The following is a 25011-nucleotide window of genomic DNA, read 5'->3' on the forward strand; positions in this document are numbered from 1 at the left end:
CTACCCGGACTTCGCCGTCGCCCCGCGCGGGACTGTCACCGTCACCCGGGTGCCGGCGCCTGGGCTGCTGTCGACGTCGACACTCCCCGCCACCAGATGTACCCGCTCCCTCATGCCGAGCAGCCCGAACCCGGCGGCGTCCGCGTCCGGTGCGAAGCCGCGGCCGTCGTCCGTCACCTCCAGCCGCGCGGCGTCCCCGGCCAACTGGACCACAACTGTCACCTGTGAAGCCCGCGCATGACGGCGCGCGTTGGTCACGGCCTCCTGCGCGGCCCGGTACAGCGCGGTCAGCTCGACCGCGCCGTAGCCGTCCTCGTCGCCGCTCACCTCGACAGTGACCCGCGGCAGGGCCACGCCGTCCTGTGCCAGCGCGGCGAGCGCCGCCGACAGCGTGGGGCGCGTCGCCTCATCCCGCAGGGCGCGCACCGACTGCCGTACGTCGCCCAGGGCGAGCCGCACCGATCGCCGTGCCTCGTTCAGTGCCCGCTGGGCCGCGTCGGGATCCAGGCTCCTGAAGTCCGATGCCATCTCCAACTGCACGGACATCGCGGTGAGATGGTGACCGAGGCTGTCGTGGATGTCCCGTGCCAGCCGATTGCGCTCGGTGGCGGCGGACAATTCGGCGACCCGCGCGGCATACGCCTCCAGTTCGAGCCGTGCGCGCTGCTCGCCGACGGCCACCGCTGCCATCGAGATCGCCAGCACCAGCCCGACGCAGAGCATCAACAGGTCGGACACGTGCTCCTGGTCGCGGTACCAGCCGGGCGCGGTCAGCAGGTATGCGGTGAGCAGCCCGGCCAGACACAACGTGCCCAGCGCCAGCGCGGTTGTGCGGCCGAAGGCGAAGTAGGCGGTGAACGGCAACAGCACGAACAGCACTTGGGACAGTCCCGAGGCGTCCAGCAGCACCACCGCTGCGATCAGGGTGCAGCGGGCCAGCAGCAGCGGCACCCGGGCAGCGGGCCGACGGCGTCCCGCCGCCTCCAAGGCGAACAGTGCACCGATCACGGTGACGAAGCCGGCCGTCCGCCAGGCTGTCGGCCCGGGGCCGTCATCCAAACCCGCCGCCGCGGAGTACAGACCACCCACCAGTACGACGCCGTACAGCAGCGGCGACACCCATCGCACGGGCACATACGCCACCATGCGCACCCCCTCACCCGTTGCCGCCAGGCTAGGCCGCCCACGACCGCCCCGGGACACCCGCGAGCACATCACGGCCGGATCAGGCCCAACGGCATGTGCCGAACGGCCGGCGCCGTCCGGAAAACGGTGACTTCCGGCCGTCGATGCCCGACGTCCTTCACCTCCCGACGCCGACCGGCTGCTTCCTACGGTTACGGCCCGGACCCGCTGTCCGAGCACGTACTCACCGTTCGAACCAGCAGTCAACCGTCCGGGCAACCACCTGCCGTCCGAGCAACCGGAGCAGCCCCATGCCCTCATCCGTCACCTCCTCCACCTCATCGACATTTCGCGCCGGCGCCCTGTGCGGGGCGCTGTCCGGCCTGCTGATCGCCCTGCCCGGCCTGGTCGAGGCGTTCACCGGAGAGACCTCGGCCACCAGCGTCCCGCTCGCCCTCGCCCCCGCGTTCGCCCTGCCGCTGCTCACCGCGCTGCACCTGCGCCAGGGACTGGCCGCCGGGAGCCTCGGGAAGATCGCCGCCACCATGAACCTCATAGGCCTCGGCCTGTTCGGCGGTGCCGCGTTCGCGTCGAACCTGGTGCTCTTCTACTTGGACGAAGACGTCGTCGACGAGACCCTGACCGGCCCCACCATCCCCGCGCTCAGCGGCTCCGCGGCCGTCTTCGCCGCGGGCTGCGCCCTGTTCGGGGCGGCCATGATCCGGGCCCGGGTCTTCCCGAGGGTCCCGTCGTGGGGGTACGCGGTGGTTCTGCCGCTCTTCGCGTTCCTGACCGCGCTGCCCGACTCCCTGCTCACCAGCGCGCTGCACGTCCTGGTCGGCGTCATCCTGATATGGCTCTCGGCCGCGCTGTGGCGCACGGCTCCAGGCGTCGAGCACACCACGGACCAGAACCGGGTACCAGTCTGAGACGACGTGCGCTGCCGGCGCACAGGCAGTGGCCATCAGCTCGAACCTGCACCCGTCCGGCTTCGACGAGATCACGCCCAAGACCCCAGGCCACCGCCCCGTCGACCGGCTCCGGCACGCCCGGACTACATGGCGAACCGGGTGCCGTGTGCGTCGTCAGTCCGATCGCCATGGGCTTCCGCCCATGGCGATCGTCCGGTTGCGAACCAGATGAAGTCGGGCGTCGTCACGCCCCGTTACCTTTTTCGTGGCCCCGCAATGGGGCGCCTGGCCCCCGGGTCCGGTATGGCTGTGTGCCCCCTGTCGTACGGATGACCTGGAGGGTGTTGCCGCCGGGCTTCGGGGCACCGCTTGACCGCTGATGAGGGGCCTGACGACCGCCTGGTCCGGCGCAATGCCGGGCCGCTTCACGGGCGGCATGTCCGCGTAACGTGGTTGCCGGCGTGTGGTGCCGCAGGGACGGCCGGGAGCTGAGGAGACGAGTGGCGAGGGGCACGCGCACATGGTCGACACGACCGCGATAGATCTCTTCCTCGGCCTGGACCTGGGCAAGGAGTTCCACCACGCCCACGGCCGGACCGCGGACGGCAGAACCGTGCACGACAAGCGGCTGCCCAACACCGAGCCGAGAAGCTGGAGCTGTTCACCAAGCTGGTGGCGGAGTTCGGCACCGTTCTGGTGATCGTGGACCAGGTCGCCAACATCGGCGCGCTGCCGTTGACGGTGGCCCGCGCGGCCGGCTGCCGGGTGGCCTACCTGCCCGGGCTGTCGATGCGGCGGGCCGCCGATCTGCACCCGGGCGAGGCCAAGGCCGACGCCCGCGCCGCGTTCGTGATCGCCGAGACCGTCCGCACCATGCCGCACACACTGCGCGCGGTGGACCGCGACGACGAGGTGCTGACCGAGCTGACCATGCTCACCGGCTACGACAACGACCTGGCCGGCGAGGTCAACCGCGCCACCAACCGGCTGTGCGGCCTGCTCTCCCAGATCCACCCCTCTCTCGAGCGTGTGCTCGGCCCGCGCCTGGCCTACCCCTATGTCCAGGCCCTTCTTCAGCGCCACGGCTCCCCGGCGAGACTGAGGAAACTGGGCCGGGCCCGCTGCGAGGCCCTGCTCAAGGTGCACGGTTCGTGCAAGGCCCACCACCTGACCACAGAGATCTTCGACGCGCTCGCCGAGCAGACCCTGGTCGTTCCGGGCACCGAGGCCAGCGCGCTGATCGTGCCGGGACTTGCCGCCCAGCTCGCCGCCGCCCACACCCAGCGCCGCCAGGCCGAGCAGGAGATCGCCGCCCTGCTGGAGGCCCTCCCTCTTTTCCACCTCTTGACGTCCCTGCCCGGCCTGGGCGTCAGGACCACGGCGGCCGTGATCGTCGCGATCGGTGACGGCACCGGCTTCCCCACCGCCGGGCACCTCGCCTCCTATGCCGGACTCGCGCCCGCCACGAAGTCCTCGGGCACCTCCATCCGCGGCGAGCACGCACCCCACCGCGGCAACCGGCTCCTCAAACGCGCCCTGTTCCAGGCCGCGTTCGCCGCGATCGGCTGCAAAGCCGACCTGCCGGCAACGCGCACGCGGCAAGACCCACACCCAGGCGATCCTCCGCCTGGCCCGCCAGCGCGTGAACGTCATCCACGCGATGATCCGCACCGGGGCCCTCTACGAAGCACGCACCCCGGGCGACGTCGACCTCGCCGCCTGACGACTCCACCGCCCTACCCTCCAGGCCCCATCACGCGTTCACCGAGGTAGAGCGGTTCCGGGCCTGGGACGCTGAGCAGTGGCTCGGTATGCGGTCTCCGGTCACGCCGTCCGATTGAGTCATAGCCCAGCCCTTATGGTGCGGTTGTGGTGCGCCACCCGCTCACCGGTCTAGACAACAAAGAACCCCCGGGGCATTGACCTGGGGGGTTTTGCGTGGAGCGGGTGACGAGAATCGAACTCGCGCTCTCAGCTTGGGAAGCTGAGGGCATAAAAGATCCGCGACAACACCCAAGGCAAGAAGATAGTGAGCCAGCGCATCAAGGTGAGGTACCCGTGGTGCTCCACGGGAAGTCGCTCTTGGGCACCGCAGTCACCGTCCGAGTCATACGTAAAAGAATCCGCGGCCGGTCGAGGAGACGTCGCTGGTCAGGGCAACCCATATACACGACCGGCCGCGGAGCAGAGGGAACGTCAGCCCAAGTGGGCATCTGCTCGGAGGGTGTCCGCCCAAGTGGGCGTCACCCCGGAGGGCATCAGCCCAGGCGTTCCACCAGTGCCTGGTACTCGTCCCACAGCTCCTTCGGCGTGTGGTCGCCGAAAGTGTTGAGGTGGTCGGGGACGAGGGAGGCCTCCTCGCGCCAGACCTCCTTGTCGACCGTCAGCAGGAAGTCCAGGTCGGACGAGGACAGTTCCAGGCCCTCCGTGTCCAGGGACTCCACCGTCGGGAGGATGCCGATCGGGGTCTCCACGCCCTCCGCCTTGCCGTCCAACCGGTCCACGATCCACTTCAGGACGCGGCTGTTCTCGCCGAAGCCCGGCCAGACGAACTTGCCCTCGTCGTTCTTGCGGAACCAGTTGACGTAGTAGATCTTCGGGAGTTTGGACTGGTCCTTGCCCTTGGCGACGTCGACCCAGTGGCCCATGTAGTCGCCCATGTTGTAGCCGCAGAAGGGGAGCATCGCGAAGGGGTCGCGGCGCAGCTCGCCTACCTTGCCCTCGGCCGCCGCCGTCTTCTCGCTTGCCACGTTCGCGCCGAGGAACACGCCGTGGTTCCAGTCGAAGGACTCCGTCACCAGCGGGACCGCCGTGGCGCGGCGGCCGCCGAAGAGGATCGCCGAGATCGGGACGCCCTTCGGGTCCTCCCACTCGGGGGCGATGATCGGGCACTGGGAGGCCGGGACCGTGAAGCGGGCGTTGGGGTGGGCGGCCGGGGTCTCGGAGGACGGGGTCCAGTCGTTGCCCTTCCAGTCAGTCAGATGTGACGGGGTTTCCTCCGTCATCCCCTCCCACCAGATGTCACCGTCATCCGTCAGGGCGACGTTGGTGAAGACCGAGTTGCCCCACAGCGTCTTCATCGCGTTGGCGTTGGTGTGCTCGCCGGTGCCGGGGGCGACGCCGAAGAAACCGGCCTCGGGGTTGATGGCGTAGAGCCGCCCGTCCTCGCCGAAGCGCATCCACGCGATGTCGTCGCCGATCGTCTCGACCGTCCAGCCCCGGACGGTCGGCTCCAGCATCGCCAGGTTCGTCTTGCCGCACGCGGACGGGAAGGCCGCCGCCACGTACTTCGACTCGCCCTGCGGGGGCGTCAATTTCAAGATCAGCATGTGTTCGGCCAGCCAGCCCTCGTCCCTCGCCATCACCGACGCGATGCGCAGGGCGTAGCACTTCTTGCCGAGCAGGGCGTTGCCGCCGTAGCCGGAGCCGTACGACCAGATCTCGCGGCTCTCGGGGAAGTGGGAGATGTACTTGGTGCTGTTGCAGGGCCAGGGGACGTCCATCTCCCCTTCCGACAGCGGGGCGCCCAAGGTGTGGACGGCCTTCACGAAGAAGCCCTCGGAGCCGAGCTCGTCGAGGACCGCCTGGCCCATACGGGTCATCGTGCGCATGGAGACGGCTACGTACGCCGAGTCCGTGATCTCTACGCCGATCGCGGAGAGGGGGGAGCCGAGAGGGCCCATGCAGAAGGGGACGACGTACATCGTGCGGCCGCGCATCGAGCCGCGGAACAGGCCGCCTTCCCCGCCGGAGCCCTGGAAGATGTCCCGCATCTCGGCGGGGGCCTTCCAGTGGTTGGTCGGGCCGGCGTCCTCCTCCTTCTCCGAACAGATGAACGTGCGGTCCTCGACCCGGGCGACATCGGTCGGGTCGGAGGCCGCGTAGTAGGAGTTCGGGCGCTTGATGGGGTCGAGTTTCCGGAAGGTGCCCTTCTCGACGAGCTCCTCGCACAGGCGCTCGTACTCGGCCTCGGATCCGTCACACCAGACCACGTTGTCCGGCTGCGTCAGTTCGGCGATCTCGTTCACCCACGTGACGAGTTCTCGGTGGGTGGTGGGGACGGTTGAGGGGGGAGCCGCGATGTCGCGCGCCACGATTGCTCCTAAATGAGGGATTTTTTGTTGGAGGCCCCGTGGGGGCTGCGGCCCGGATGCTTCACGGTGGGAGATCTTGGGCGCTCATCCGGTGCCGACCGCACTCATTTGATCATCCGACGGTGATGCCCATATGTCCAGAGGGCCGCACACCTGAGCGTCGTGAGCATCGCCACTCATTCGCGTCCATCCGGGAGGTTTCCCTGTGTCATCACCTGTTCACCCATGGTGTCGGTGAATTCACTCGTGTAGCGCCGATCCGGACCCCGCGTGAGACGCTGGCCACTTCCGGATACGTGAACGGCCCACACCATCCCGCTACTTACGGTTCCGTAGATACGATGCGAGGCATGACTGCGTCCGTCCCCGACGCGCCCACGGAGACGCCGGCCGACGGCCACCGTCCCGACGCGCACTCCCTGCCGCAACAGATCGCCCACCAGGTCACGGATGAGATCAAGCCCAAGCTCCGGGGCTGGCTGCATCTCGGCATGTTCCCGGCCGTGCTCGTCGCCGGCCTGGTGCTCACTGCCCTCGCGGACTCGACGCGGGGACGCATCGCCTGCGGGATCTACATCCTCACGGCCTGCCTGCTGTTCGGCGTGAGCGCGCTGTACCACCGGGGCAACTGGAGCCCGCGCATGGACGGCATCCTGCGCCGTCTGGATCACGCCAATATCTTTCTGATCATCGCGGGCACGTACACCCCGCTGACCCTGCTGCTCCTGCCGGAGACGAAGAGTCAGTGGCTGCTGTGGGGCATCTGGGCGGCCGCTCTCGCCGGGATCGCCTTCCGGGTGTTCTGGGTCGGCGCCCCGCGCTGGCTCTACACCCCCTGCTACATCGCGATGGGCTGGGCGGCCGTCTTCTTCCTGCCCGACTTCATGCGCACCGGCGGCATCGCCGTCCTTGTGCTCGTGATCGTCGGCGGTGTCCTCTACAGCGCGGGCGGAGTGATCTACGGGCTCAAGCGGCCGGATCCGTCACCTCGATGGTTCGGCTTCCATGAGGTCTTCCACTCGCTCACGCTGGCGGCGTTCGTCGTGCATTACGTGGGGATCTCGCTGGTGGCGTACCAGCACGGCTGACCCTCCAGGGCGACAGGGGACCAGAGGGGTCAGAGGGGTCAGAGGGATCAGGGCGCCTCTCTTCAGTGGCCGCGGCTAGCAAGCCGCGGCCACTTCTGCATGCCCGCATCTCCCCGCCGACCCCCCAGGTTGACAGCTCCTACTTTTTAAGAGTTACTCTCATTTCATGGTTACTGTCACTCAGCACGACACGGTCCGGCGCGACCCCCGCCGCTGGTGGGCCCTCGGCGCCCTGGTCGCGAGCATGCTGACGCTCGGCTTCGACACGACGATCCTCAACGTGGCGCTGCCCACGATGGCCGAGCAGCTCGGCGCGTCCACCGGCGAACAGCAGTGGATGGCCGACGCGTACGTCGTCGTCTTCGCGGCGCTGATGCTCCCGGCCGGGCTGCTCGGCGACCGGTTCGGGCGGCGGCGGATGCTGATCGCCGGGCTCGGGATCTTCCTCGCCGGTTCGCTGGCCGGCGCGCTGACCGGGGACGTCGGCGCGGTCGTCGCCGCCCGGGCGGTCATGGGCGTCGGCGCGGCGCTGGTGACGCCGCTCGCGATGTCGGTCCTGCCCTCGCTCTTCGCGGCCGACGAGCGGACCAAGGCCGTGGGCATCACCTCCGCCGCCGCGATGCTCGGCATGCCGCTCGGCCCGATCCTCGGCGGCTGGCTCCTCGACCACTTCTGGTGGGGGTCGGTGTTCATCGTCAACGTCCCCATGGCTGCCCTGGGCATCGCCGCCTGCGTCTTCCTGCTCCCCGAGACCCGCGACCCCGCCTCACCGAAGGTCGACGCCGTCTCCGCCGCGCTCACCGCGACCGGCCTGGGCGCCCTCATCTACGCGATCATCGAGGCGCCGACCCTCGGCTGGGGCGACCCGCTGATCCTGGGCACGCTCGCCGCGTCCGTCGTACTGATCGCCGTACTGGTGCTGCGCGAACGGCGGGTCGAGCGCCCCATGCTGGACATGGCACTGCTCGCGCACCGCGGTTTTCTGTTCAACTCCCTCGCGGCGACCCTCGTCATGTTCGTGCTGTCCGGCCTGCTGTTCGTCCTGCCGCCGTACCTCCAGGCCGTCCTCGGTCACGACGCCTTCGGCACCGGGGTACGGCTGCTGCCGCTGATGGGCGGTCTGCTGGTCGCCGCGCGGGCCGCGCAGCCGGTCGTCGTCCGGTTCGGGCCCCGCGCCGTGGTCAGCGCGGGCCTGGCGGTGCTGGCCTTCGCCGGGTTCCTCGGCAGCCGTACGACGGTCGACTCCGGCTACGGCTTCACCGCGCTGTGGCTGTCGTTCGCCGGGGCCGGGTTCGGGCTCTCGATCGTGCCGGCGATGTCCGGAGCCCTCGGCGCGCTGCCCGCCGACCGGGCCGGCAGCGGTTCCGGCCTGCTGATGACGTTGCGTCAGGTGGGTTTCGCGATCGGCGTCGCCGTGCTCGGCAGTGTGCTCGCGAGCGCCTTCCGGGACCGGCTCGACGTCACCGGGCTGCCGGAGCGGGCCGCCGATGTCGCCGGGGAGTCGGTGATCGCCGCGCACATCGTCGCCGAGCGGACCGGTGCGGCCGATCTGGTGGCCTCCGCGAACGGTTCGTACGTCCACGGCATGGGCCTCGTTCTGCTGGTGTGCGGTGTCGCGTCCCTGGTCGCGGCCCTGCTGGCCGCCGCGTTCCTGCCGGGCGACCTGGCGGTTCGGAGCGAGGAAAGCGCCAGCCCTGACGTGGCCGCCCCGAAGACCGATGCCCGACAATGACCGCATGACGGCAGCACATTCCCCCGCCACCCCCACGCCCCCCACCGATCGCCCGCCGCTCGGGCTCCGCGAGCGGAAGAAGATCAAGACCCGTGAGGCGATCCGCACCGCGACCTACGCCTTGGTCAGGGAGCAGGGGTACGACGCCACGACGATCGAGCAGATCGCCGACCGCGCCGAGGTGTCGCCGTCGACCGTCTTCCGCTACTTCCCGACCAAGGAGGACATCGTCCTCACCGACGAGTACGACCCCGTCCTGATGGAGGAACTCCGGTCCCGGCCCGCCGACGAACCGTGGCCGGACACCATCCGGTACGTGATGCGGGAGGCCATCCGTACGGGCGTCGAGGAGGACCTGGAGGTGGCGAAGCTGCGCACCCATCTCATGGTCCAGGTCCCGGCGGTACGGTCCCGGATGATGGAAAGCATGTCGGTCACCGGCCGCATGGTCTGCACCGCCATCGCCGAGCGCACCGGCCGGGATCCGGAGAGCCTGGAGGTACGCGTCTACGCGATGGCCCTCATCGGCGGCCTCATGGAGACCTCCCTGTACTGGGCCGAGAACGGCCACCGCGACGACTTCGCCTCCCTCGTCGACCGCACGCTGGAGGTCCTGCAACACGGCCTCCCCACGAAGAGCCCCACGGAAAGCCGAACGGAAAACCACTGAGTCCCGCCGCCCCCTCCATGCCATTCTGACCAGGTGAACACACCCGAGATCCACGTCGAAATCGCCCCCGCGCTGGACCTGTTCGTCCCGCACGGCCGCCGCGGGGGCGCGACGCCCCTCGCCACCGACGGGGTCTCGACCCTCGGCCATGTCATCGAGTCCCTCGGCATCCCGCTGACGGAGGTCGGCGCGCTGATCGTGGACGGCCACGAGGTGCCGGTGTCGCACATCCCCGCCCACGGCGAGTCGGTACGCGTCCGCCCGGTCCGGCGCCCCCAGTCCGTTCCCGGCGCCCCGCTCCGCTTCCTCCTCGACGTCCACCTCGGCACGCTCGCGCGGCGCCTGCGGCTATTGGGCGTCGACACGGCGTACGAGTCCACGGACATCGGCGACCCCGCGCTGGCCGTGCGCTCCGCCGCGGAGCGGCGCGTCATGCTCAGCCGCGACCGGGGGTTGCTGCGGCGGCGTGAGCTGTGGGCCGGGGCGTTCGTCTACAGCACGCGGCCGGAGGACCAACTCCGGGACATACTGGACCGGTTCGCGCCCGAGTTGCGGCCCTGGACTCGGTGCACTGCTTGCAATGGGTTGCTGAAGCCGGCGACGAAGGAGGAGGTCGCCGACCGGTTGGAGGGCGGCACCCGGCGGTCGTACGACGTGTTCGCGCAGTGCGGGGAGTGTGGGCGGGCGTATTGGAAGGGCGCGCACCATGAGCAGTTGGAGGCGATCGTGCGGGAGGCGTTGACCATGCGGTCGGCGTGAGCGGGGTTGCCCGGGCGCCGTTGCGGGTCGGGCGTCACTTGCGGCTCCGCCGCGTGGGCGCGAGCAACCCACCACAACCCGCACGTACGAACTCACCGCAAACACCCCGTCGGGGAGGGATTTCGCGGGACACTCTGGGGCATCCGCACCGAACCCCGAAATGAGGTGAGCGGGGTGCGTACACCCGTGAGTGACCCCATGAAGATCGGTCCGTACCGCATAGTCGGCCGACTGGGGTCGGGCGGCATGGGCTGGGTCTATCTCGGCCGCTCGCCCGCAGGGCGTGAGGTCGCCGTCAAGGTGGCCCGCCCCGAACTCGCCGCGGAACCCGAGTTCCGCGAACGCTTCGCCCGCGAGGTCGCCGCCGCCCGCGTGGTCAGCGGCGCGTACACCGCGGCCGTGGTGGACGCCGACACTGAGGCCGAACTGCCCTGGCTGGCCACGCTCTACGTGCCCGGCCCCTCCCTCGCGGAGGCGGTCCGCGCGGACGGTCCGCTGCCCGAGGCCCAGGTCCGTTCCCTCGGTGCCGGCCTGGTCGAGGCGTTGCAGGCCATCCATGCCGCGCACGTCGTCCACCGCGACCTCAAGCCCGCGAATGTCCTGCTCGCCGGTGACGGCCCCCGCGTCATCGACTTCGGTATCTCCCGCGTGGACGGCACCCCCGGCCTGACCAGGGTCGGCATCGTCGTCGGCACCCCGCCGTTCATGTCGCCGGAGCAGATCAGGGGAGCCCGGGTCGGCCCGCCGAGCGATGTGTTCTCGCTGGGCGGGGTCCTGGTGTACGCGCTCACGGGGCGGCCGCCGCACGGCAGCGGAGAGGGGGTGCGGGCCGAGGTCGTACGAGGGACACCTCGACTCGACGGGGTTCCGGAGGGACTGCGGCCGATCGTCTCCCGGTGCCTGGCCAAGCGGCCCGAGGAGCGGCCCCGACTCGACGAGATCCTGGAGGAGTTGATGGCGGAGGCGCCGACCGTGGTGGCGTGGCCGCCGCCGCAGGTGGCCCGGACCATCGAGGTGCGGTACGAGGAGTTGAAGGACCGGCATCGACGCCGTACGGGGACAAGTGAGTCCGTGCCCTCCTGCCTGCTGCTGCATGCCCAGGCGCTGCTCGACGCCGGGCTGACCGACGCCATGGTCGCCGAGGCGGTGGTCCGTGACGGCGCCTGACTCCTACCCCGGCCGTGACTCGTACGCCGGGCGTGACTCCTACCCGGGGCGCAACCCCGAGATCTACGACCTCGGCACCCACTGGCGGCAGCTGGTGCAGAACTGGGTGGCCCGGCGGAATTACCACACGGTTCACGACACCGTGTCCGTCTCCCTGCAATTCGATCTCCATGAAGCGGGGCGGATGGTCACGGTGAGATTCATGACCACCAAGAAACTCCTCGTCGCCTTCGCCACGGACGGGAACTATCTACGACAGGACCAGCTCGCCATCGCCGCCGCGGCATCGAACGCATGGAATACAGAACAACTGAACCCCATGCTTTCCGTGTGGGACGTACGAGGGCCGCGCCCCTGTCTCGCCGGGGTCTGTGACCTCCCGTTGACCTGCCGTATCACCCAGGCGGACTTCGACGCCCTGGCCAATGACTGGGTCGATCGGGCGCGACAGATGTTCAGTCGTTGCCATCAGGTGTTCAAGTTGTAGAAGTGAAAGGAGAACCAAACGAAAATCACCGGAAGTCCGCCGGTGGAATTATCCAAACTCTTCCGGTCGCCCGGCCGTCTGCTCCACTATTGGGTGGGTCTTTCAGGGCCGCGGGGGCGTGCCTTTCAGGCCACGGGGGGTGGTGCGATGCGTGCCGTCGGGCGTTCGGGTTTTCTCGGTGTGCTCGGTGTGCTCGGTGTGCTCGGTGTACTCGTGGGGTTGCTGGTCGTTCTGGTGCCGAGGGGAACCGCCTCGGCCGCGGGGGCCGTCGAGCCGTGCACCGATCCCGTCGTGGAGAAATGGCTGGCGTGCTGGGACGAGAAGGTCGCCGACAACAGGCCGTACGTCGTCACGCTGAACGAGGAGCTGTCGCTGGTCGGGCCTGATCAGCGGCAGCGCTCGATTCTCAAGAACAAGGTCCAGGAACGCCGGCACCAGCTCGTGGTGGAGGTGCCGAAGGGCAGCCGTACGGGACCCGGCGGTACCGCACTGCTCGTCCTGGCCGGGGGCCGTATGGTCCATCCCGACGCGACCATCGACCGGGTACCGGCGTGGGCCGTCGACGAACTGCGCGACGCGGGGGTCTGCATCCCGCAGCAGCTGTGCAACCTGGTCACCGAAAGCGACCGCGACACACAGCCGTTGACGGGCCGGAAGCTGATCGAGGACGGGCTCGTCGCCGACCTGTCCACCCACGTCAAAGCCATCGTCCCTGTGCCGCCGCCCCCGACCTCCGACGCCTCCGAGGCCGGCAAGCCCAATGAAACGAACAACAACGGACAGGCCGGCAACAACCCCGACCCCGACGAGGAAGCCTCCGACTACAGCACCTCCACCTGGACCGCCTTCTGGATGGCGCTGCTCCTCGCCCTGCTGCTCCTCGCCTTCGTGATCGTCGTCCGTCGCTCCCGGGGCCCCGTCGCGGTGGGCCACCGCGCGCCGCCCGGGCGGCCCGCCATCGGCCACGCCCGCGCCCCCGCCCACGCCGCCGCGCGCGGCGAGGAGAGCACCACCCGGCTGCGGGTCGCACCGACGCCGCGCCACGGCCGACAGGCGGGCGCCCGCCCGGCCCACGCCCGGACCGCGGTCGTACGCACCGAACTGCATCCGCAGGGCTACGTAGAAGTCGACCGGGTGCTCCACCGAGCGGTGTGGGCCGAGCCGGGCCGTCCGTCGCCCGCCCCCGGCTCACTCGTCGACGTCACCGACGCGCGCGAACGCGACTCCGACGTCCTCGACGCCGACGTCCTGTACGCGTTCCCGCCCACCGCCGCACGCCGCGCCAAGGGCACGCCCCGGTAACCCAAGCAGCACCATGAACAACAGAAACACCAGGAACATCAGGGGGACCACCGATGCACAGCGAATACCCGCCCACCATGCCGGCGGAGTACGCCGACATCGAGTTCGAGAACAACGCCCAGCGCATGCCGCTCGTGCTGTGCCTCGACACCTCCAGCTCCATGGCGGGCGCGCCCATACAGGCGCTCAACAACGCGCTCGCCGAGTGGACCCGGGAGCTCCACGACGACGTCAGCCTCAGCTACAGCGTGGAAGTCGCCGTCGTCACCTTCGGCGGGCAGGGCGTGGGCGCCTGGCGCGGGCCCCAGCTGCTCGACCCGCGCACCCGGGTGAGCCCCTTCATCCCGGCGCACGCCTTCCAGGCGCCGCAGCTCACCGCCGCCGGGGTCACGCTGATGACCGAGGCGCTGGAGCTGTCGATGCACATCGTCGCGGCCCGCAAGGCGGAGCTGCGGGCCTCGGGGCTGCAGTACTACCGGCCGCAGATCTGCCTCGTCACGGACGGACTGCCGACCGACCCGACCGGTCATCTCACCGACTCCTGGCACCGGCTGGTCCCCGTTCTCGAGGAGGAGCAGCGGGCCCGGCGGTTCCGGCTGTACGCGATCGGGGTCGGCGGGATCACGGACATGGGAGAGCAGGTGCTGCGGGCGTTCGCGCCCAAGTTCAACGCGCGGTTGCAGGGATTCCCGTTCCGGGAGCTGCTCCAGATGATGTCCGCGAGCGCCAACGCCGAACAGAAGGGGGCGGGGGACGAGGTGTTCGAGAAGATCTTCAGTCAGTTCAAGACGCAACGCCCGGCCTGGGAGGCGTGAGGTGACCGCCCCGACCGCGCCAACCGACCCATCCGCCCCGCCCTGGCGTATCCACGGGCTCAGCGTCGAAGGCTATCGGCACCGGCGCCAGGGCCTGCCCTGTCAGGACGCCTGCGCCTACGCCACCACCTCCCACGTCGCCGTGCTCGCCGTCGCCGACGGGGCGGGGAGCCGGCCGCGGTCGGAGGAAGGGGCGCAGCTGGCGGTGAAGCTCGCCGCGGAGCACTTCGCGCGGCGGGCCGGGGCGGCGGTGGAGGTGCGGCCCGGGGAAGCGGTGCACGAGCTGCTGCGGGACGCGCTGCACGACGTCAGCAAGGAGTTCCTGGACCGGACCGGCGCGGACGCGCAGGACTTCGCGACGACGCTGACCGTGGTGGTGCTCGCGCCGGGGTGGCTGGGGCATCTCAGCGTGGGGGACGGGTTCGTCGTCGTACGGGCGGGGACGGAGGACGGGGAGCGGCAGTTCCATCTGCTGCCGCAGGCCGCGGCGGCCAGCGAGTACAGCAACGAGACAGTGTTCCTGACCTCGCCGGACGTGGCCCGCTGGACGCACACCGAGTGCGTGGCGGACGACGGGCTCGACGGGGTGCTGCTGTCGACGGACGGGCTCGCGCAGGCCATGCTCAACCGGCCGGCCGGCGGCGCCCAGTCCCCGAACACGTCCTTCGCCGACGCCGTCTTCCGCTCCCTCGACACCGCCGCCGAGGGTGACCAGGACAGTGGCCTCGCGGCGCTCCTCCGCTCGGACCGGCTCACGGCGCTGAACGCCGACGACAAGACCCTGCTGCGTGCCGTACGCACGACCGGGAGATGAGCGAGCGGGGCCTGCCGGTGACGGGCGGGGGCGGAGGCGGGGCGCGACCGGTGATGGCCCGCGACGCCGGGTGGCAGCGGACCATCACCGGTGATGGCCCGTGACCACCCCGGCCCGTCACCGGCCGCGACCGGCACGACCCGTGACGATCGGCCCGACGAAACCGACGAAACCGACGAACACTCGGAGGTACGGCCATGAGCGGCCGCACGGTCTTCCTCGACGGCAGGGCGGTCACCCTGGCCGAGCAGCCCCTCAAGGGCGGCGGGCAGGCGGCCGTGTTTCCGGTGGAGGGCGACGCGGGGATCGTCGTCAAGATCTACCGCGAGACACCCGGCGCGGACCAGGAGCGGCGGCTGACCCGCATGCTCACGATGTCCCCGCTCGCCGCCCGCCCCACCGACGCCAACCAGCCGCCCGAGCTGGCCTGGCCGACCGCGATAGCCCGCGGCGCGGACGGCGAGTTCCTCGGCTACGCGATGCGACGCTTCGGCGAGCCCCAACACGTGCAGCTAGTCGGCCTGTTCACACGTGTACAGCGGCTCAAGCTCTTCCCCGGCCGGGCCGACTGGCGGTTCCTGCTGGGCATCGCCTGGAACCTCGCCTTCATGACGGCCCGGATGCATTACGACAACCTCGTCATCGGCGACTTCTCCAGCAGCAATGTCGTCGTCGACGCCAACGGCTTCGTCACGTTCCTCGACTGCGACTCCATCGCCTTCACCGACCCGGTCACCGGCGAACTGTTCCCCTGCCTGATGCACACCACCGACTACTCGTCCCCCGAGCGCCAGGCGGGCGGCCCCGCGACCCGGGAGAGCGACAACTTCGCCCTCGCGGTCCTCATCTACCAACTGCTCACCGCCGGGAACCATCCCTTCGGCGGCGTCCCGCACGAGAGCGCCTCGGAGTCGACGGTCAAGGACAACATCGCCGCGAGTATCTCCTACGTCGTCCGCCCGGAGATGGTCGTCATCCCGCGCGGCACCGTCGACCCCTCCGTCCTGCCGCCCGAACTGCTCACCCTCGCCCGGGCCGCCTTCGGTCCCGGCGTCCAGGCACCGGCCGCCCGGCCCCCGGCCGAGGCCTGGCTGCGCGCCCTTGACAAGGAGCGCGGCCAGGTACGGGCGTGCACGGTACGGCCGCTGCACACCTACGGCTCCCATCTGCCGACCTGCCCCTGGTGCACCCGGGCCGCGGTCACCGGCCACGACGTGTTCAACGGACCCCGGCCCACCCACGCCCACGTGCCGGTGCCCCCGCCGGACCAGGACCCGTCCCCGTACGCCGCCCTGAAGGTGCTGGCCGTGGTGATGGGGGTCGTCCTGCTCATCGTGCTGCTGACCAACCTTTGATTCTCAGCTGGACCGGTCCTCCAGATACCGCGTGTGAGACTCCTGCCGCCGGGCCTCCGCGTCCCGCAGCGCGGCCGCGACGGTCCCCAACTCGTCCTGGAGCAGGGTGAGTTGTCGCTCCAGGTGGCGCTCGGGTGGTTCCGTACCCGGGGTCAGCCGGGTCCACCACCGGGTGCGTACGAAGGTGTCGACCGCCTCGGGTACGTCCTGCCGGACCGCCCTCGACAGGGCGTGCACCCCCTCCGGATCCCGGGCGAGGACCTCGGAGACCCAGCCGGGGTCGAGGAGGGCGGTGAGCAGTTCGGTCAGCTCGGCGAGGCGGCCGGCGGCCGCGGGCGGCAGGTCGATGCCGTCCAGGTACTCGCGGAGGGTGCCGAAGTCCGCGCGCAGTTCGTCCAGTTGGGCGGACGGGTCCGGGAAGTCCGGCAGCGGCGGGCGCTCCGGCGGGGCGATCAGGGCGCCCGCGCCGTACAGGCCGACGACCACGACCGGCCAGTACGGGCCCGCGACCCCCGCGAAGGTCAGCCCGAGTCCGGCCACTCCGAGGGCGCTGCCGGTGAGGTTCTTGCGGGACTCGACGTACGCCAGGACCTTATTGGTAGCCACGGATCTCCTCGAAGGCGCCGTCCAGCGAGCCCTGCTGGGCGTCGAAGAGGCGGCCGCCGGTCAGGTCGGCGATGTGCTCCAGTTCGTTCCTGTCGGAGTCGCCGAAGAGGATCGGGAAGACGGGTATCCGCTGGTGGGCGGCGGGCAGCCCGCGGTAGAAGTCGTCGAATTCCGACGGGCTCGCGCCCGTGGTGTTCTCGCCGTCCGTCATCAGCACGATGGAGGTGAAGGTGTCCCGGTCGGCGGCGCCGAGATGCTCGTACGCCTTCTCCAGGGACGTATAGATGGCGGTGTCACCTGAGGCGGACAGCTCCCGGGTGTCCGCGCGGATGCCGTCGAGCCCGGCCTTCGGGTCCTCGGGCCGTACGACATGAGTGCGTACGCTCTTCACCTCCGACCCGAACGGCATGAGGGTGACCTCCTCCCGGTCCCGGAAGTCGCTGGTCAGGTCCGTGAGCGCGGTCTTCAGCCGTTCGAGCCGGTCGCCCTCCATCGAGCCCGAGGTGTCCAGGACGTACACGGTCCGGGAGGGGCGGCGCAGCTCGTTGTCGTACGCGTCGAGGAGGCCGTCGGCGACGGAGCGGGTGCCCGGGAAGGGCAGTTCGCGTCGGCGGGACGTGTCCATGCCCCGCGCGGGTGCCACGGAGGCGACGACCGGGCGGCGCAGGGTGGTATTGGTGATCGTCTGCTGGATCGACGGGGTGCGCAGGGCGTCGGTCAGCCGGCGGACGTCGTCGCGTACGTCCTTGCTCGTGGAGGCGAGCGAGGAGAGCGGGTAGTCGGCGGTCACGACGCCGTCGCGCGGCCGGATCACGGTCAGGTCCGCACGGCTCATGAGGACCGACTCGTAGTTGAGCAGCGCGTCGACGTTGCCGCGCCGGTCGTACGCCTCCGCCAGCCAGCCCGACGACCCCGATGTCAGCTGCTGTCCCTTGAAGAACTCCTTCAGCCTCGGCGTCGCCTTCCGTACGTCTTCGTCCGTCAGTGCGGACTCGGCGCCGGAGAGTGCCGACGTTACCGAGATCAGTGTCGAGAAACCGGAGTTGGAGCGCGACGGGTCGGTCATGCCGTACGTCAGCTTCCCGTCCTCGACCGCCGCGTCGATGTCCGACCAGGTGACGTCCTCGGCCTTCCAGCCCAGCTCCCGTACAGTCTCCGGCTTCACGCCGATCGCCACCGGGCTGGACATCACCGAGGTCTCCGACACGACCTGCTTCGCCGCGTCGGGGTTCAGCCGCAGATAGTCGTTGGAGGAGAGCCAGAGCGCGTCGTACGTGTCCTTGGCCTTGCCCTTGGCGAGGAGATCGACCGCGTCGAGGGTGCCCATGTAGGTGGGGCGGACCTTGATGCCGGTGTCCTTCTCGACCTTCGCCAGCACCTCGCCCATGTCGGAGAGTTCGCTGGAGGCGAGGACGCGGAGGGTGCCGGGGATGTACTTGGTCGCCTCACCGGGCGACTGCTTCCCCTCGGTGGTACAGGCGGTCGACAGGAGGGCGGCCACGGTCGCGAGGGCGACCGACACCGTCGTGCGCACTCTCATGTGAGCCCCCCGTCCAGCGCTCCCTGTGACCGGCTCCGCTCCAAGTACTGGCTCGCGTGCTGGAGTTCCGACGTCAACGACTCCACCGTGGCGGCCATGGTCTCCGTCGCCTGGGCCTTGTACGTGTCGATGGCGTCGAGGGTGCGGTAGATCTGCTGGAAGGCCGAGCGGAGCGTCTCCGCGCCCACGGCCGGGTCGGCGGCGATGCGCTGGATCTCGCCGCTCTGGGTGGCGAGCATCTCGGCGTTGCCGCGGATGAGGTCCTCGGTGGTGCCGCGCAGGGCGTTGACCTGGTCGACGACCTTCTTCTGGTTGTCGAGGGCGGAGGCGAGCATCACGGAGATCCGCAGCGCGGAGACCGTGGTCGTGGCGGCCCGGTCGACGCCCTTGATCAACTCCTCGTTGTTGCGCCGTACGACGTCCATGGCCAGGTAGCCCTGGGCGCAGACGGCGAGCTGGGTGAGCAGGTCCTGGTGCTTCTGCCGGACCGGGAAGAGTACGTCGGCGCGCAGGGTGTCGGCGGCGGCGGGGTCCGTGGCCTCGACGCCGGTGACGTGTTCCTCGACGGCCGTGTCCAGGGCCTCCGTCAGGACCACGTACTCCTGGAGCTTGCCCATGGTCTCCCACAGGCGCACGCGCTCGGTCTGCAGTGCCGCGTTGTCGCGCCGCAGCTCGTCCTGTCCGCCGCGCAGCGACCCCACGATCTTGTTGAGAGTGCCTTGCGCGGAGGCGTACTTGGCGACGTGGTCGCGCAGCTTGTTGCCGCCCGGCAGCCGGGACAGGAACTTGCGGCCCTTGCTCGCGGGCAGGTCGCGCGGGTCGAGGTCCTCGACCACGCGCCGCAGTTCGACGAGCGAGCCCGCGACCTGCGACTGGGCGTCCCCGCCCTTGCTCGGCAGGCTCCGCACGGTCCGCTCCAGCATGCGGTTGGACTGGGCGGCCGCCGTACGCATCTCGCCCGCGCCGAGGGCGGTGATCTCCCCGACCCGGCCCGCGAACTCCGGTGACCGCGCGTCGAGAGCGGCGAGCCCCTGGACGTACTCGGTGGCCTTCCTGGCCATGTCCGACCGTACGGACTCCTCGACCGGCACGAGCCCGCCGGCCTTCTCCCGCGGCACGGCCGCGACCGGCTCGGGCGGAGTGAGGGTGAAGGTGGTGCTGCCTTCGGTGCTCATGTGTTCGTTGCTCATATGTGGTGATCCCCCGTTGTCCTACTGGCCCCGGGCCCGGCGCGCCATCTCGTGCAGCACCTCGGAGGTGGGCACGGGCGCCTGCCGGACGGTCAGCTTCTGCATCAGATAGGTGGTGTGCTGCGCGGTCGCCGTCGTGAACTCGGTGGCCGCCCCCTGCGGCCGGAACCCGTGCCTGGCGGCCAGCTTCCGCAACTCCGGGTCCGTGCCCAGCAGTTCACCGAGCGCCCGGCCCTCGTCCGTGACCGGGACGACGGTGTGGTCGCTGTGGACGGTGGTGTCCGGGTAGAGGACGACCAGGTCGTCGACGCTCTGTCCCTGGGCGAGCAGGGAGGCGACCTGCGACTCGTAGACGAGGACGAGCGGATTGCCGACGCCGCTGACGAAGTCGCGGAAGGCCGCGTCGCTGCTCGTCTGCTGGGCGCCCTGGACGCTGATCAGATCGTGCATGAGGGGCGCGGTGTCCGTCAGCTCCTTTTCGCTCGCGACCACCCGCCCCTTGTTGGCGACGTTGGAGGCGGCGGCGAGGTAGAGCGCGCCGGAGTTGGAGGTGGTCGGGTCGGTGGAGGCGATGTAGAGCAGCCCGCTCAACTCACCATACTTCTCCGCCCCCTTGAGGTCCTGCCACGTCCTGTCGCCCTCGGCGGCCTTGAGATACGCGGCCATGTCGAGGACGCCGCGGCTCTGGTCGAGCGAGGCCAGCCCGTTCTGCTGGAGCACCTCGGCGGCGCCCTTGTGGGTGACCACGACGAGGGGCGAGTAGAAGGGGCGGGGCAACGGTTGGCGTACGTCGTACTTGCCGGCCAGCTCATCGGCGGGCGCCTTGCTGGAGGGGAACGCGAAGTCGTACCCCTTCAGGTCCAGCCCCTCCATGGCCCAGGAACCCGACGTCTCCGTCTTCACGGTGTAGCCCTCGGCGGCCAGGGCCTTCACCACCTCGGGATCGGCGAAGAACTCGGCCTTCTCCGACCCGATCACACCACGCACGGTCTTCGTTGCCGTGCCCTTGCCCTCTGTTTCACGCCCCGCCACGACAGCTGCCACCACGCCGCCGATCAGCAGGAACGCGAGGACGATTCCAGCGATTCGTCTCACATCGGTGAGCCTGCTCCCGGAACCCAACGTTCCCGGCTGCCGCGGATGAACACGGGGTGAAGTGGCGGTCCCGGAACACAACCGGAAGGGTGGCTGCCGCTTAGGGGTTCGTGCGCGGGTTGTTTCGTAGGTGCGGGTGGGGGGCTTGCCGCGCAGTTCCCCGCGCCCCTAAAAGACAAGGCCGCACCCCGTGCTTTTAAGGGGCGCGGGGAACTGCGCGATCAGCCCCCACCCACCCGCACGCGCCCACGCACCGACCGAACCGAGCTCTTAGACGTGGGCCGGAGCCAGCGCAGCGGAATGCGCGTCCATGCGTTCCGCCGCCAGGATCGCGGCCGCCGTGTCGGCACGGGACGCGGCGACGACGAGGGCCCGGCCCGCGAGGGCGTGGGCGCGGCGGTGCAGGGCGGTGGTCGCTTCCGGCTCGCGGACAGCGGCGGCGGCCGACGACCGGGCGGGCCGGCGCCCGCCCCGCAGCCGGGTCACCTGCTGGAGCAGCCGCTCGGCGGCCGTGTCCAGGTCGGCGGAGGGCGTCAGCGTACGGAGCTCGTCGGTCACGGCCAGCAGCGCCGCCAGATGACCCGCGAGCTGGATGTCCAGCTCTTCCTCGCGCGAACGGTGAGGGAAGTCGGAGGGGGTGGTGCCGGCCATCGTGCTGTGGACCGACTTGGTGCGGATCGGTTCGTACATGGGATGGCCTCCAAGCTCTTCGGAAGACCAGCCTACCTTAGATCCCGTCTAAAGTTGAGCGAAGTCCGAGGCTGTGAGGTTACGGTTGGCCGTACCCGTCCAGGAAGTTCCCGATCCGCGTGATCGCCGAGCGCAGGTCTCCGACTGTCGGCAGGGTCACCACCCGGAAGTGGTCGGGCTCGGTCCAGTTGAAGCCCGTGCCCTGGACGACCATGATCTTCTCCTGCCGGAGCAGGTCCAGGACCATCTGCCGGTCATCCTTGACCTTGAAGACCTGCGGGTCGAGCCGCGGGAACAGATACAGCGCCCCCTTCGGCTTCACGCACGACACTCCCGGGATCTGCGTCAGCAGCTCGTACGCGACATCCCGCTGCTCCTTCAGCCGCCCGCCCGGCAGCACCAGATCGTTGATCGTCTGCCGACCGCTGAGCGCGGCGACCACCCCGTGCTGCCCCGGCATGTTCGCGCACAGCCGCATGTTCGCCAGAATCGTCAGGCCCTCGATGTACGAGTCCGCGTGCGCGCGCGGGCCCGAGATCGCGACCCAGCCGACCCGGTACCCCGCCACCCGGTACGCCTTGGACATGCCGTTGAACGTCAGCGTCAGCAGATCCGGGGCCACCGCCGCCGTCGGGGTGTGCGTGGCACCGTCGTAGAGGATCTTGTCGTAGATCTCGTCCGAGCAGACGAGGAGGTTGTGGCGGCGCGCGATGTCCGTCAGACCGCGGATCATCTCCACGTCGTACACCGCACCCGTCGGGTTGTTCGGGTTGATGATGACGATCGCCTTGGTGCGGTCGGTGACCTTCCGCTCCACGTCCGCGAGGTCCGGCATCCAGTCGGACTGCTCGTCGCAGCGGTAGTGCACGGCAGTACCACCTGACAGGGAGACCGCCGCCGTCCACAGCGGATAGTCCGGGGACGGTACGAGGACCTCGTCGCCGTCGTCGAGCAGGGCCTGCATCGCCATCACGATCAGCTCGGAGGCACCGTTGCCGATGAAGACGTGTTCGACGTCCGTCTCGATGCCGAGGGTCTGGTTGTGCATGACGACTGCCCGGCGCGCGGCCAGCAGCCCCTTCGCGTCGCCGTAGCCGTGGGACGTCGCCACGTTGCGGAGGATGTCCTCCAGGATCTCCGGCGGGCATTCGAAGCCGAAGGCGGCCGGATTGCCGGTGTTCAGCTTGAGGATGCGATGCCCCGCCGCCTCAAGCCGCATCGCCTCCTCGAGCACCGGGCCCCGGATCTCGTAACAGACGTTGGCGAGCTTGGTCGACTGGATCACCTGCATGTCCGTGAGCTTACGGCCCGGTAACGCTTTCCGGGCCGTGTTTTCCACCACGTGAGACGGTCGCTATGCGCCGAAATGCGCCCCAGCTGTCCCCGCCGCCCCACTCCTCTCTAGAATCCGCGTCCAGGTCCGGCCTACCCCCACATGGCCACAGGGCGTACGGCACGAGGGTGACAAGAGCGGGATGAGTGGGGTGAACCGGGTGAGTGGGGTGGACCGGGATGGTGGCGACCTCCAGGGGGCGCCGAACGTGTACTACCCGGTCGGCGACACCGCCTCGACACCCGCCTACGAGCACTTCAGGGACCCGGCCGCCGCACACGGCTGGCAGAACGCCTACGACGACACCGTTCAACTGGACGAGGTCGTTCTGGACGGGCCGGGTCCGGCAGGGGAGGGCGTTCCGGCTGGGGAGGGCGGTGCGTCGTATGTCTATACGTCTACGTCGGGTGACCTGGGCGTGGAGGGCGGCCTGGACGCGGTAGGGCGGCGCCCTCGCCTGGCCGAGGGGCGGCGGGTCGCGCGCGGGCGGCGTCGGGCGCGGCGGCGCGGCGTCCTCGTCGCGGGCGGCATCGGCGCTGCCGTGCTCGTGGGTGTGGCGGTGGCGGGGCTCGCCGGTCTCGGCTCCTCGGACCGGGCGGACCCGAGCGCCCCCACGCCCCGGAACTCCGCCACGGCCGGCGACCGCTCCGGCGCCCCGGACACTGCCTCTCCGTCCACCGCCACGGCGGACGCGACGCCGCCCGCCACATCTCCAGATGCCCCCTCCGCGAGCTCGACCGCGTCCGCCGCCGCCCCCTCCGCCCCCACCTCGACGGCCTCGACCGAGGCCCCCTCCGCGACCCCATCCCCCTCACCTTCCTCCACCGCCGCGACCGGACCGACCCGAGGCAACTCCGGCGGCAACCAGGGCCAGGGGCAAGGGTCGACGAAGGCACCCAAGTAGGGGGATCCTCAACTCCCGTTTCCTGGCCGAAGATCCCCGGCCGGAACCAACTCCTTGCTCGGCCATCACATGACCCTCACAATGCGCATGACAAACTGCGTGGCAGGAAGATCTCCCGTCACTCAAGTCACTCACGACACTCAAGTCGCAAGAGGGGACCCCCACATGAGAAAGCCTCTCGTAGCCGCGCTGTCGGCCCTGGTGATCACCGGGACGGGCGCGGCGCCCGCGTTCGCGGCACCGGACGCCGCGTCCGCGCCGGGAAAGTCGGCCGGGAGCACGTCGGCGGGCAGCGTGGTCGAGACCGCGACCTCCTTGGTGAACGGCGTCCTGGCCGGCCCCAGCGTCCAGGCCGTGAACTTCGCCGGCACCGTCGCGCTCAGCAACTGTTCCGGCTCCGTCGTCCGGATGCCCGCCTCCGAGGACAACGACCCGGCCCTGGTGATGACCAACGGCCACTGCCTGGAGACCGGCTTCCCGGAGCCCGGCGAGGTCATCGTCGACCAGGCCTCGTCCCGCACGTTCGGCCTGCTCAACTCCGCGGGCACCCGCGTCGGCACTCTCCGGGCCAGCAAGATCGCGTACGGCACGATGACCGACACGGACATGGCGCTGTACCAGCTCACCACCACGTACGCGCAGATCAAGAGCTCGTACGGCATCGACGCGCTGGTGTACGACACCACGCGCCCGGCCGCCGGCACGGACATCAGCGTCGTCTCCGGCTACTGGAAGCGGATCTACAGCTGCGACGTCGACGGGTTCGCGTACCGCCTGAAGGAGGGTGCCTGGACCTGGAAGGACTCGATCCGTTACACCTCCGCCTGCAACACCATCGGCGGCACCTCGGGCTCCCCGGTCGTCGACGCGGCCACCAACAAGGTCGTCGGCGTCAACAACACGGGCAACGAGGACGGCGCGCGCTGCACCGACAACAACCCCTGCGAGGTCGACGCGAACGGCACGGTGACCGTCCGCCGGGGCATCAACTACGGCCAGCAGACCTGGCACGTCCCGGCCTGCTTCGGCGTGGACAACAAGCTCGACCTCAGCCGCAGCGGCTGCATACTCCCCAAGCCGTAGCGGACCTCCTCAAGCCCCGCGCCGGATCGCCCGGCCCGCCAGTACGTCCGTCCGCCGCCCGTCCTCGATGACGAGACGGCCGTCGACGAGGACGTACGGAATGCCGGTGGCAGGGTGCGCGGGGCCTCGTACGTCGACCCGGCGGCGACCGTCGCCGGGTCGAAGAGGACGAGGCCGGCGCGGTACCGTTCCTGTGGACTGAGCGAAAGTGAGCCCGCTCAGCCGCACGCCCCGAACGGTCTTGGGCGCTC

At 70.0% G+C, this 25011-nt stretch carries 21 protein-coding genes and 3 pseudogenes; 15 read left to right on the top strand and 9 right to left on the bottom strand.

Annotation, left to right across the window (positions count from 1 at the left end):
• A complete protein-coding gene (locus tag F3T56_RS39215) occupies positions 1-1146 on the bottom strand; it encodes a sensor histidine kinase (RefSeq protein WP_149830248.1) in 1146 nt (381 codons plus the stop codon).
• Positions 1147-1436: 290 nt separating this feature from the next.
• Between F3T56_RS39215 and F3T56_RS39220 the strand changes: the two genes are divergently transcribed.
• The 3 genes and pseudogenes from F3T56_RS39220 to F3T56_RS48770 all read left to right on the top strand — a co-directional run.
• Positions 1437-2054 carry a hypothetical protein gene (locus F3T56_RS39220; protein ID WP_149830249.1) on the top strand — a complete coding sequence of 206 codons (618 nt, stop codon included), beginning with the start codon at positions 1437-1439 and terminating at the stop codon, positions 2052-2054.
• A gap of 502 nt (positions 2055-2556) precedes the next feature.
• Positions 2557-3759: pseudogene (locus F3T56_RS39225) on the top strand (IS110 family RNA-guided transposase).
• A gap of 37 nt (positions 3760-3796) precedes the next feature.
• A pseudogene (locus tag F3T56_RS48770) lies at positions 3797-3877 on the top strand (GNAT family N-acetyltransferase); the annotation flags it as partial.
• Positions 3878-4294: 417 nt separating this feature from the next.
• Here F3T56_RS48770 and F3T56_RS39235 read toward each other — a convergent pair.
• Entirely contained in the window at positions 4295-6130 is a 1836-nt protein-coding gene (locus tag F3T56_RS39235) for a phosphoenolpyruvate carboxykinase (GTP) (RefSeq protein ID WP_149830250.1), read from the bottom strand.
• A gap of 350 nt (positions 6131-6480) precedes the next feature.
• On the opposite strand from F3T56_RS39235, the gene trhA reads away from it, so the two are divergent.
• From trhA to F3T56_RS39285, 10 genes are all read left to right on the top strand, one after another.
• Positions 6481-7218, top strand: a complete 738-nt coding sequence (gene trhA / locus F3T56_RS39240) for a PAQR family membrane homeostasis protein TrhA (RefSeq protein ID WP_149830251.1) — start codon at positions 6481-6483, stop codon at positions 7216-7218.
• Positions 7219-7384: 166 nt separating this feature from the next.
• Positions 7385-8950, top strand: a complete 1566-nt coding sequence (locus F3T56_RS39245) for a DHA2 family efflux MFS transporter permease subunit (RefSeq protein ID WP_149830252.1) — start codon at positions 7385-7387, stop codon at positions 8948-8950.
• A 4-nt stretch (positions 8951-8954) separates the two neighbouring features.
• Positions 8955-9620, top strand: coding sequence for a TetR/AcrR family transcriptional regulator (locus F3T56_RS39250; RefSeq protein ID WP_172639359.1), 666 nt, complete (start codon positions 8955-8957; stop codon positions 9618-9620).
• Between the two features lie 33 nt (positions 9621-9653).
• Complete coding sequence (locus F3T56_RS39255; RefSeq protein ID WP_149830254.1) at positions 9654-10379, top strand: Mut7-C RNAse domain-containing protein; 726 nt, start codon at positions 9654-9656, stop codon at positions 10377-10379.
• A 186-nt stretch (positions 10380-10565) separates the two neighbouring features.
• Positions 10566-11546 (top strand): serine/threonine-protein kinase, encoded by a 981-nt coding sequence (locus tag F3T56_RS39260; protein WP_342787050.1) that lies wholly within the window; start codon positions 10566-10568, stop codon positions 11544-11546.
• The gene (locus F3T56_RS39265; RefSeq protein ID WP_172639360.1) at positions 11533-12033 is read left to right on the top strand and encodes a hypothetical protein; all 501 of its coding nucleotides are present in this window, start codon (positions 11533-11535) and stop codon (positions 12031-12033) included. Before F3T56_RS39260 ends, F3T56_RS39265 begins: the two co-directional genes overlap by 14 nt.
• Positions 12034-12180: 147 nt before the next feature.
• Positions 12181-13335 (top strand): hypothetical protein, encoded by a 1155-nt coding sequence (locus F3T56_RS39270; RefSeq protein ID WP_149830256.1) that lies wholly within the window; start codon positions 12181-12183, stop codon positions 13333-13335.
• A gap of 53 nt (positions 13336-13388) precedes the next feature.
• Complete coding sequence (locus tag F3T56_RS39275; protein WP_149830257.1) at positions 13389-14150, top strand: vWA domain-containing protein; 762 nt, start codon at positions 13389-13391, stop codon at positions 14148-14150.
• Between the two features lies 1 nt (position 14151).
• Positions 14152-14964, top strand: coding sequence for a PP2C family serine/threonine-protein phosphatase (locus F3T56_RS39280; protein WP_149830258.1), 813 nt, complete (start codon positions 14152-14154; stop codon positions 14962-14964).
• 197 nt (positions 14965-15161) lie between these two features.
• Positions 15162-16319, top strand: coding sequence for a hypothetical protein (locus F3T56_RS39285; protein WP_149830259.1), 1158 nt, complete (start codon positions 15162-15164; stop codon positions 16317-16319).
• 3 nt (positions 16320-16322) lie between these two features.
• Here F3T56_RS39285 and F3T56_RS39290 read toward each other — a convergent pair whose 3' ends face one another.
• From F3T56_RS39290 to F3T56_RS39315, 6 genes are all read right to left on the bottom strand, one after another.
• A complete protein-coding gene (locus F3T56_RS39290) occupies positions 16323-16925 on the bottom strand; it encodes a hypothetical protein (protein WP_246204312.1) in 603 nt (200 codons plus the stop codon).
• Positions 16912-18465: a vWA domain-containing protein gene (locus F3T56_RS39295; RefSeq protein WP_149830260.1), complete on the bottom strand. Its 1554-nt coding sequence runs from the start codon at positions 18463-18465 to the stop codon at positions 16912-16914. The genes F3T56_RS39290 and F3T56_RS39295 overlap by 14 nt, the downstream gene beginning before the upstream one ends.
• On the bottom strand, positions 18462-19655 hold the full coding sequence (locus F3T56_RS39300; protein WP_246204313.1) for a toxic anion resistance protein: 1194 nt from the start codon (positions 19653-19655) through the stop codon (positions 18462-18464). Before F3T56_RS39300 ends, F3T56_RS39295 begins: the two co-directional genes overlap by 4 nt.
• A 21-nt stretch (positions 19656-19676) precedes the next feature.
• A complete protein-coding gene (locus F3T56_RS39305; RefSeq protein WP_149830261.1) occupies positions 19677-20750 on the bottom strand; it encodes a hypothetical protein in 1074 nt (357 codons plus the stop codon).
• A 270-nt stretch (positions 20751-21020) separates the two neighbouring features.
• Positions 21021-21440: an SCO4983 family protein gene (locus F3T56_RS39310; RefSeq protein WP_149830262.1), complete on the bottom strand. Its 420-nt coding sequence runs from the start codon at positions 21438-21440 to the stop codon at positions 21021-21023.
• A gap of 79 nt (positions 21441-21519) precedes the next feature.
• Complete coding sequence (locus F3T56_RS39315) at positions 21520-22731, bottom strand: pyridoxal phosphate-dependent aminotransferase (RefSeq protein ID WP_149830263.1); 1212 nt, start codon at positions 22729-22731, stop codon at positions 21520-21522.
• A gap of 184 nt (positions 22732-22915) precedes the next feature.
• On the opposite strand from F3T56_RS39315, the gene F3T56_RS46650 reads away from it, so the two are divergent.
• Both F3T56_RS46650 and F3T56_RS39320 read left to right on the top strand, forming a co-directional pair.
• On the top strand, positions 22916-23677 hold the full coding sequence (locus F3T56_RS46650) for a hypothetical protein (protein ID WP_172639361.1): 762 nt from the start codon (positions 22916-22918) through the stop codon (positions 23675-23677).
• Between the two features lie 165 nt (positions 23678-23842).
• Entirely contained in the window at positions 23843-24760 is a 918-nt protein-coding gene (locus F3T56_RS39320) for a trypsin-like serine peptidase (RefSeq protein ID WP_149830264.1), read from the top strand.
• 9 nt (positions 24761-24769) lie between these two features.
• On the opposite strand, the pseudogene F3T56_RS39325 reads toward F3T56_RS39320, so the two are convergent.
• Positions 24770-24954, bottom strand: a pseudogene (locus F3T56_RS39325) (D-aminoacylase); the annotation flags it as partial.
• Positions 24955-25011: the final 57 nt, after the last annotated feature.

Source organism: Streptomyces tailanensis, assembly GCF_008386495.1.
Taxonomy (GTDB): Bacteria; Actinomycetota; Actinomycetes; order Streptomycetales; family Streptomycetaceae; genus Streptomyces; species Streptomyces tailanensis.

What these genes read in the sequence shown, in the direction of transcription:
- F3T56_RS39215 (WP_149830248.1), bottom strand. Translation starts at nt 1,146, where the DNA reads ATGGTGGCGTATGTGCCCGTGCGATGGGTGTCGCCGCTGCTGTACGGC.
- F3T56_RS39220 (WP_149830249.1), top strand. Translation starts at nt 1,437, where the DNA reads ATGCCCTCATCCGTCACCTCCTCCACCTCATCGACATTTCGCGCCGGC.
- trhA (WP_149830251.1), top strand. Translation starts at nt 6,481, where the DNA reads ATGACTGCGTCCGTCCCCGACGCGCCCACGGAGACGCCGGCCGACGGC.
- F3T56_RS39245 (WP_149830252.1), top strand. Translation starts at nt 7,385, where the DNA reads ATGGTTACTGTCACTCAGCACGACACGGTCCGGCGCGACCCCCGCCGC.
- F3T56_RS39250 (WP_172639359.1), top strand. Translation starts at nt 8,955, where the DNA reads ATGACGGCAGCACATTCCCCCGCCACCCCCACGCCCCCCACCGATCGC.
- F3T56_RS39270 (WP_149830256.1), top strand. Translation starts at nt 12,181, where the DNA reads ATGCGTGCCGTCGGGCGTTCGGGTTTTCTCGGTGTGCTCGGTGTGCTC.
- F3T56_RS39275 (WP_149830257.1), top strand. Translation starts at nt 13,389, where the DNA reads ATGCACAGCGAATACCCGCCCACCATGCCGGCGGAGTACGCCGACATC.
- F3T56_RS39285 (WP_149830259.1), top strand. Translation starts at nt 15,162, where the DNA reads ATGAGCGGCCGCACGGTCTTCCTCGACGGCAGGGCGGTCACCCTGGCC.
- F3T56_RS39295 (WP_149830260.1), bottom strand. Translation starts at nt 18,465, where the DNA reads ATGAGAGTGCGCACGACGGTGTCGGTCGCCCTCGCGACCGTGGCCGCC.
- F3T56_RS39300 (WP_246204313.1), bottom strand. Translation starts at nt 19,655, where the DNA reads ATGAGCAACGAACACATGAGCACCGAAGGCAGCACCACCTTCACCCTC.
- F3T56_RS39310 (WP_149830262.1), bottom strand. Translation starts at nt 21,440, where the DNA reads ATGTACGAACCGATCCGCACCAAGTCGGTCCACAGCACGATGGCCGGC.
- F3T56_RS39315 (WP_149830263.1), bottom strand. Translation starts at nt 22,731, where the DNA reads ATGCAGGTGATCCAGTCGACCAAGCTCGCCAACGTCTGTTACGAGATC.
- F3T56_RS46650 (WP_172639361.1), top strand. Translation starts at nt 22,916, where the DNA reads ATGAGTGGGGTGAACCGGGTGAGTGGGGTGGACCGGGATGGTGGCGAC.
- F3T56_RS39320 (WP_149830264.1), top strand. Translation starts at nt 23,843, where the DNA reads ATGAGAAAGCCTCTCGTAGCCGCGCTGTCGGCCCTGGTGATCACCGGG.